Below are 5,695 nucleotides of genomic sequence, written 5' to 3'. Positions count from 1 at the left end.
GCCCCTGACCCCCCGTCCAGAGAGACCACGGAAGACCGGCCGGAGAATGGATGTGAGGGCCGCGATACCGTGAGGTCATGAGCAGTTCCGCGCCCTCCCCCCGGTCCGGTCCCGAGAACTGCGGGCTGGAGATCTTCTGGGACGAGCGGCTCATCTCCTACGACTTCGGCCCCGGCCATCCCATGAACCCCGTGCGCGTCGAGCTGACGATGGCGCTCGCGCGGGAGCTCGGCGTCCTCGATCGGCCGAACGTGACGGTGTCCGGGTTCGAGGCCGCGGACGACAAGCTGCTCCGGCTCGTCCACGAGGAGGGCTACATCGCCGCGGTCAAGCACGCGGGCGCGACCGGGACGCCCGACCCCCGGCACGGCCTCGGCACCGCAGACAATCCCGTGTTCCTCGGCATGCATGAGGCGTCCGCGCTGGTCGCGGGCGCGTCTGTCGCCGCGGCCGAGGCCGTCTGGACGGGACGCGCCGAGCACGCCGCCAACATCTCCGGCGGTCTGCACCACGCGCTCAGCGGCGGCGCCAGCGGGTTCTGCGTCTACAACGACCCGGCCATCGCGATCGCCTGGCTGCTGGAGAACGGCGCCGAGCGCGTCGCGTACGCCGACGTCGACGTCCACCACGGCGACGGCGTCCAGGCCGCCTTCTACGACGACCCGCGCGTCCTGACGATCAGCCTGCACGAGTCGCCGCGGACGCTGTTCCCCGGCACCGGCTTCCCGGACGAGACCGGCGCCGACGGGACGTCCGTCAACATCTCCCTCCCGCCCGGCACCGGCGACCGCCCCTGGCTGCGCGCGTTCGACGCGGTCATCCCGCCGCTGCTGCGCCGCTTCCGCCCGGACGTCCTCGTCACCCAGCACGGCGCCGACGGCCACGCGCTCGATCCGCTCGCGCACCTGACCCTCAGCGTCGACGGCCAGCGCACCGCGTACCGCATGCTGCACCGCCTCGCGCACGAGACCGCGGGCGGACGCTGGGTCGCCACCGGGGGCGGCGGCTACGAACTGGTCCAGGTCGTGCCGAGGGCGTGGACGCACCTGCTGGCGGAGGCGGCGGGCGGGCCGATCCCGCCCGACACCCCGACGCCCGAGGGGTGGCGCGAGTTCGTCCGGCAGCGGACCGACGAGGTCGCCCCCCTCCGGATGACCGACGGCACGGACGAGGTGCGGACCACCAGGTGGGGCGACGGCTACGACCCGGGCAGCCCCGTCGACCAGGCGATCCTGGCGACGCGCCGCGCGGTGTTCCCCGAGCACGGCCTCGACCCGATGACGGACGAGTGAGCGCGCCCGTGACCCCGGTACCGACGCGGGACGAGCTGCGCGCCCACCTGCTGCGCACGATGATCGCCGGCGGGGTGGCGACGCCCCGCCAGAACAACCTGCTGCACTACCGGCGGATGGCCGCGGGCCACCCGTACTACCAGTTCGGCCTTGAGCTCAAGCCCTCGTGGACGGAGCGGACCGTCCTGGAGATGATGGTCGAGCGCTGCGGCGTGGACCCCGACCCCCGGCACGTGTACGGGGACGACACCATCGACCCGGAGATCACGCTCGACACCCTGGAGGCGATGGGCGACCGCATCGGCCTCGCCGCCCGCCGCCGGGAGAACGTGGTCCTCGCGACCGGCCATCCCTCGACGCTGGCACCGCTGTACCAGGACGTCGCGCGGGCGCTGGAGGAGGCGGGCTGCCGGCTCCTCACCTCGGCCGCCGGCTGGACGTACGAGATCGAGACCGGCCACGGCGGCTCGGACCTGCGCCGCATCGTCTACGCCGAGCCGGGCGTGGCCATGCTCGAAGGCTGTGGCGCGGTGGGGGACCACCGGCCGCAGCACACGCACGACTCGCGCCCGATGGAGGAGATGCTCCGCGAGCTGGCTGATACCGCCTCAGCGGGCTCCCCGGAAGCTAAACCTGATTTTTGGCCGGATCTGGCCATCGCCGATCACGGCTGGGCGGGAGCCGCCGGACAGGCGGGCATCGACACCGTCGGTTTCGCTGACTGTAACGATCCCGCGCTGTTCGCCGGCGCCGCCGAGGGCAAGATCGACGTCGTCGTCCCGCTCGACGACGGCATCGCCCAGCAGCACTACGCGCCCGTGACCGCCTACATCCTCGATCGTGCCGGGCTGCGCCCCGCCGCCTGACCGACTTCGCCTGGTTTGCCCGGGTGTCCGGCGCGGTCCGTCGCGCCGTCCCTCCTGTCACTGCGTGTGACAGGGCTGCCGTAACGTGACGCATGGGCTTGCGCGACCCCAGCGGGAACATCGGAACCGCAGGTCAACAGGTGATTCCGGTTGACAACCGTTCGCCGCGCCACGGCTGGTGCCGTCAGGTCCACGCTCCGTACGGGATTAGCACTGTGTCCTCCAGGTCAGGTCGGGTACGGAAATGTGCGGAACTCCCCTCTTGCGACTGCCGATACGCGATTTACGCTGGAGAAGTACACGTGCGTGATCAAAGTCACCCGAAGGGCCGGTGCGCGGCACGTGTGGAAGAGGGCGTCCGATGACCTCAGGCGAGCGACCTCTGAGCGAGGTCAGGTTCCTGACCGTGGCCGAAGTGGCGGCGGTGATGCGGGTGTCCAAGATGACCGTCTACCGCCTCGTCCACTCGGGCGAGCTTCCCGCGATCCGCGTGGGCCGCTCGTTCCGGGTCCCCGAGCAGGCTGTTCACGATTACCTGCGCGACGCGTACATCGAAGCCGGATAACGGGTAAGGGCGGGGGATGACCCCGCCGCCTACTCCATACCCGGCCGCGCAGGGGGCGTCGGGACGGTTCCCCGGAACCGTCCCGAAGCTGGGGAAGCAGGACGAGGACCGGTTCGACGGTCCGGACACCAGGCGGGACGGACGGTGGCGCGAACGACCGCCACCGGACCGGCCCGCCGGCGCGAAACGGTGCCCGGCGCCGCGCGATGCGCGGCGCCAGGCTCCGCACGCCAGGAGCTTGGCTCAGCATGCCCAACGTGCGGGCCACCGGCGTGACCCGTCCTGGTACAGCGGTACCCTTGGGCGGCGGACCGTGCGCGCGTTTCGAGCGATGCTCGCCTGCGGCACGCCCGCCTCCTGCACATCACCGGAATGCCGAGCGAGGTCTCGTGGGCTCTGTCATCAAGAAGCGGCGCAAGAGGATGGCCAAGAAGAAGCACCGCAAGCTGCTGAAGAAGACGCGCATCCAGCGTCGCAACAAGAAGTAGTCGTCACACCGGCCACTCAGCCGTAAGGGGTGGGGCGAACGTGTCCTCCATGCCCGCCGCCGCGGCCCGTGTCGTCCTCGTCACGGGCGTCTCCCGTTTCCTGGGGGCGCGGGTCGCGAACACCCTTCAAGCCGACCCCGGCATCGAACGCGTCATCGGCGTCGACACCGTGCCGCCCGGCGCGTCCACCGGCGTACCGCTCGGACGCACCGAGTTCGTCCGCGTCGACATCCGCACCCCGGGCATCGCGAACCTCATCGCGTCGGCCGGGGTCGACACCGTGGTGCACCTCCACCTCGTCACCTCCTCGTCCGTCCCGCGGGCGAAGGTGAAAGAGCTCAACGTCATCGGCACCATGCAGCTCCTCGCGGCCTGCCAGCGCTCGCCCGACATGCGCAAGCTCGTCGTGCGGTCGTCCGCCGCCGTGTACGGCTCCTCGCCGATGGACCCCGCCGTGTTCACCGAGCGGGACGAGCCGATCGAGGGCCCGAAGTCCGGATACGCCAAGGACGCGGTCGAGGTCGAGGAGTACGTCCGCGGGCTGATGCGGCGCCGCTCCGACCTGACGGTTTCGGTGCTCCGGTTCGCGAACGTCCTCGGCCCCGGCGTCGACTCCCCGTTCACCCGGTACCTGCGGCTGCCCGTCGTCCCGACGGTTCTGGGCTTCGACCCGCGGCTGCAGTTCGTCCACGAGGACGACGGCGTCGAGGTGCTGCGCCGCATGACCGTCGAAGACCACCCCGGCTGCTTCAACGTCGCGGGCGACGGGGTCCTGCTGCTCTCGCAGGCGCTTCGCCGTGCCGGACGCCCCTACGTCCCCGTCCCGGCGCCGTCCCTCTCGATGCTCGGCGACATGGGACGGCGCTTCGCCGGCCTGTCCGGGTTCTCGCCGGAACTGCTGCGCTGGCTGACGTACGGCCGCGTCATCGACACCGCGGCGCTCGCGGACGAGCTGTCCTGGCACCCGAAGTACAGCTCCGAGGCCGCCTTCGCCGACTTCGCCGCCGCCCACGGCTTCGGCCGCCCGCTCACCTCGCTCTTGGGACGGCTGTGACGATGAACGCCCACCACCACGACGACCATGCCGCCGACGACCAGGACGCGCAGGTCATCCCCCTCGGCACCGCCCGCCGGGACGATTCCGCCGACGAGCGCAGCCCGTTGGAACGCGGCATAGCCTCCGGCCTGGCGTTTCTGCGCCGCCGCCTGTCCGGCGACTACGACGTGGACGAGTTCGGCTTCGACCCCGAGTTCAACTCCACCCTCCTCCTGCCGCTCGCCCGCGCCCTGTACGAGCACTGGTTCCGCGTCGAGCTCGCGGGCGTCGAGAACGTCCCGGACGGCGGCGCCCTCGTCGTCGCGAACCACTCCGGCGTCATCCCCCTCGACGCGCTCATGCTGTCGGTCGCGCTGCACGACCACGCCGACCGCCAGCTCCGCCTCCTCGGCGCCGACCTCGTCTACCAGATCCCGGTCCTCGGGCACCTGTCCCGCAAGGCGGGCCACACCCTCGCCTGCCAGGCCGACGCCGCCCGACTCCTCGCGAAGGGCGAGCTTGTCGGCGTGTTCCCCGAGGGCTTCAAGGGCGTCGGCAAGCCGTTCGCCGAGCGGTACAAGCTCCAGCGCTTCGGCCGCGGCGGCTTCGTCGGCACCGCGCTGCGCGCCGGTGTCCCGATCGTCCCGTGCGCCATCGTCGGAGCCGAGGAGATCTACCCGAAGATCGCCGACGTGCGCCCGCTGGCCCGCCTGCTCGGCCTCCCGTACTTCCCGGTCACCCCGACGTTCCCGCTGCTCGGACCGGCCGGGCTGGTCCCGCTGCCGTCCAAGTGGATGATCCGGTTCGGCGAGCCCATGACCCTGGACGAGTACGACGCCGACACCGCCGACGACCCCATGACGGTGTTCGACATCACCGACCACGTCCGCGAGAACGTCCAGCAGATGCTCTACGAGACGCTCCTGCGCCGGGGCCCCGCCTTCCTCTGACCGCCTTGCCCTGACCTGCCCGCTGCGCCGTAGAGTGAGCGCATGAAGGCGTTCCGTAGTCGAATGGTCGCCCGCGACGTAGCCGAACCGCACCGCGCGTCCAGCCCGCTGGAGCTGCTCTTCGACCTGACGTTCGTCGCCGCGGTCTCCCAGATCGCCGGACGCCTGGCGCACGCCACCGAGGAAGGGCACGTGGGCGACGCCGTCCTGCCGTTCCTCATGGTGTTCTTCGCCATCTGGTGGGCGTGGATGAACTTCACCTGGTTCGCGTCCGCGTACGACACCGACGACGTCCCGTACCGCGTCCTGACGTTCGTGCAGATGGCGGGCGTCCTCATTTCTGGCCGCCGGGGTGCCGGACGCGTTCGGCTGCGACTTCACCTGTTCTTCCGAAGGATGCCCGGGCCTTCAGACCGGGGAGTAATACGGATCCCGGCAGGGGCCGGCCCGGCGGAGCCGGGTCGGCCCTGGGCATGGGGTGTCCAGGTGGATGGGGCC

At 71.3% G+C, this 5,695-nt stretch carries 7 protein-coding genes; all 7 read left to right on the top strand.

Annotation, left to right across the window (positions count from 1 at the left end; translation table 11 throughout):
• Positions 1 to 131 precede the first annotated feature (131 nt).
• Positions 132 to 1,292 (top strand): acetoin utilization protein AcuC, encoded by a 1,161-nt coding sequence (locus ETD83_RS38535; protein ID WP_138650128.1) that lies wholly within the window; start codon positions 132 to 134, stop codon positions 1,290 to 1,292.
• Between the two features lie 8 nt (positions 1,293 to 1,300).
• The gene (locus tag ETD83_RS38530) at positions 1,301 to 2,158 is read left to right on the top strand and encodes a phosphatase (RefSeq protein WP_138650127.1); all 858 of its coding nucleotides are present in this window, start codon (positions 1,301 to 1,303) and stop codon (positions 2,156 to 2,158) included.
• A 361-nt stretch (positions 2,159 to 2,519) separates the two neighbouring features.
• On the top strand, positions 2,520 to 2,723 hold the full coding sequence (locus tag ETD83_RS38525; RefSeq protein ID WP_021591693.1) for a helix-turn-helix domain-containing protein: 204 nt from the start codon (positions 2,520 to 2,522) through the stop codon (positions 2,721 to 2,723).
• 389 nt (positions 2,724 to 3,112) lie between these two features.
• The gene (locus tag ETD83_RS38520) at positions 3,113 to 3,211 is read left to right on the top strand and encodes a 30S ribosomal protein bS22 (protein ID WP_018654693.1); all 99 of its coding nucleotides are present in this window, start codon (positions 3,113 to 3,115) and stop codon (positions 3,209 to 3,211) included.
• 49 nt (positions 3,212 to 3,260) lie between these two features.
• Positions 3,261 to 4,265, top strand: coding sequence for an NAD-dependent epimerase/dehydratase family protein (locus ETD83_RS38515; protein ID WP_138650126.1), 1,005 nt, complete (start codon positions 3,261 to 3,263; stop codon positions 4,263 to 4,265).
• A 2-nt stretch (positions 4,266 to 4,267) separates the two neighbouring features.
• Positions 4,268 to 5,197, top strand: a complete 930-nt coding sequence (locus tag ETD83_RS38510; protein ID WP_138650125.1) for a lysophospholipid acyltransferase family protein — start codon at positions 4,268 to 4,270, stop codon at positions 5,195 to 5,197.
• 42 nt (positions 5,198 to 5,239) lie between these two features.
• Positions 5,240 to 5,695: low temperature requirement protein A (locus tag ETD83_RS38505; RefSeq protein WP_138650124.1), on the top strand; the 456-nt coding region annotated here is incomplete at its 3' end.

Source organism: Actinomadura soli (assembly GCF_005889715.1).
Taxonomy (GTDB): Bacteria; Actinomycetota; Actinomycetes; order Streptosporangiales; family Streptosporangiaceae; genus Spirillospora; species Spirillospora soli.
This window is presented reverse-complemented; position numbering and strand designations above follow the sequence as displayed.

Bases quoted from the DNA above. Each gene is read 5' to 3' on its own strand.
- ETD83_RS38525 (WP_021591693.1), top strand. From the start codon at position 2,520: ATGACCTCAGGCGAGCGACCTCTGAGCGAGGTCAGGTTCCTGACCGTG.
- ETD83_RS38515 (WP_138650126.1), top strand. From the start codon at position 3,261: ATGCCCGCCGCCGCGGCCCGTGTCGTCCTCGTCACGGGCGTCTCCCGT.
- ETD83_RS38510 (WP_138650125.1), top strand. From the start codon at position 4,268: ATGAACGCCCACCACCACGACGACCATGCCGCCGACGACCAGGACGCG.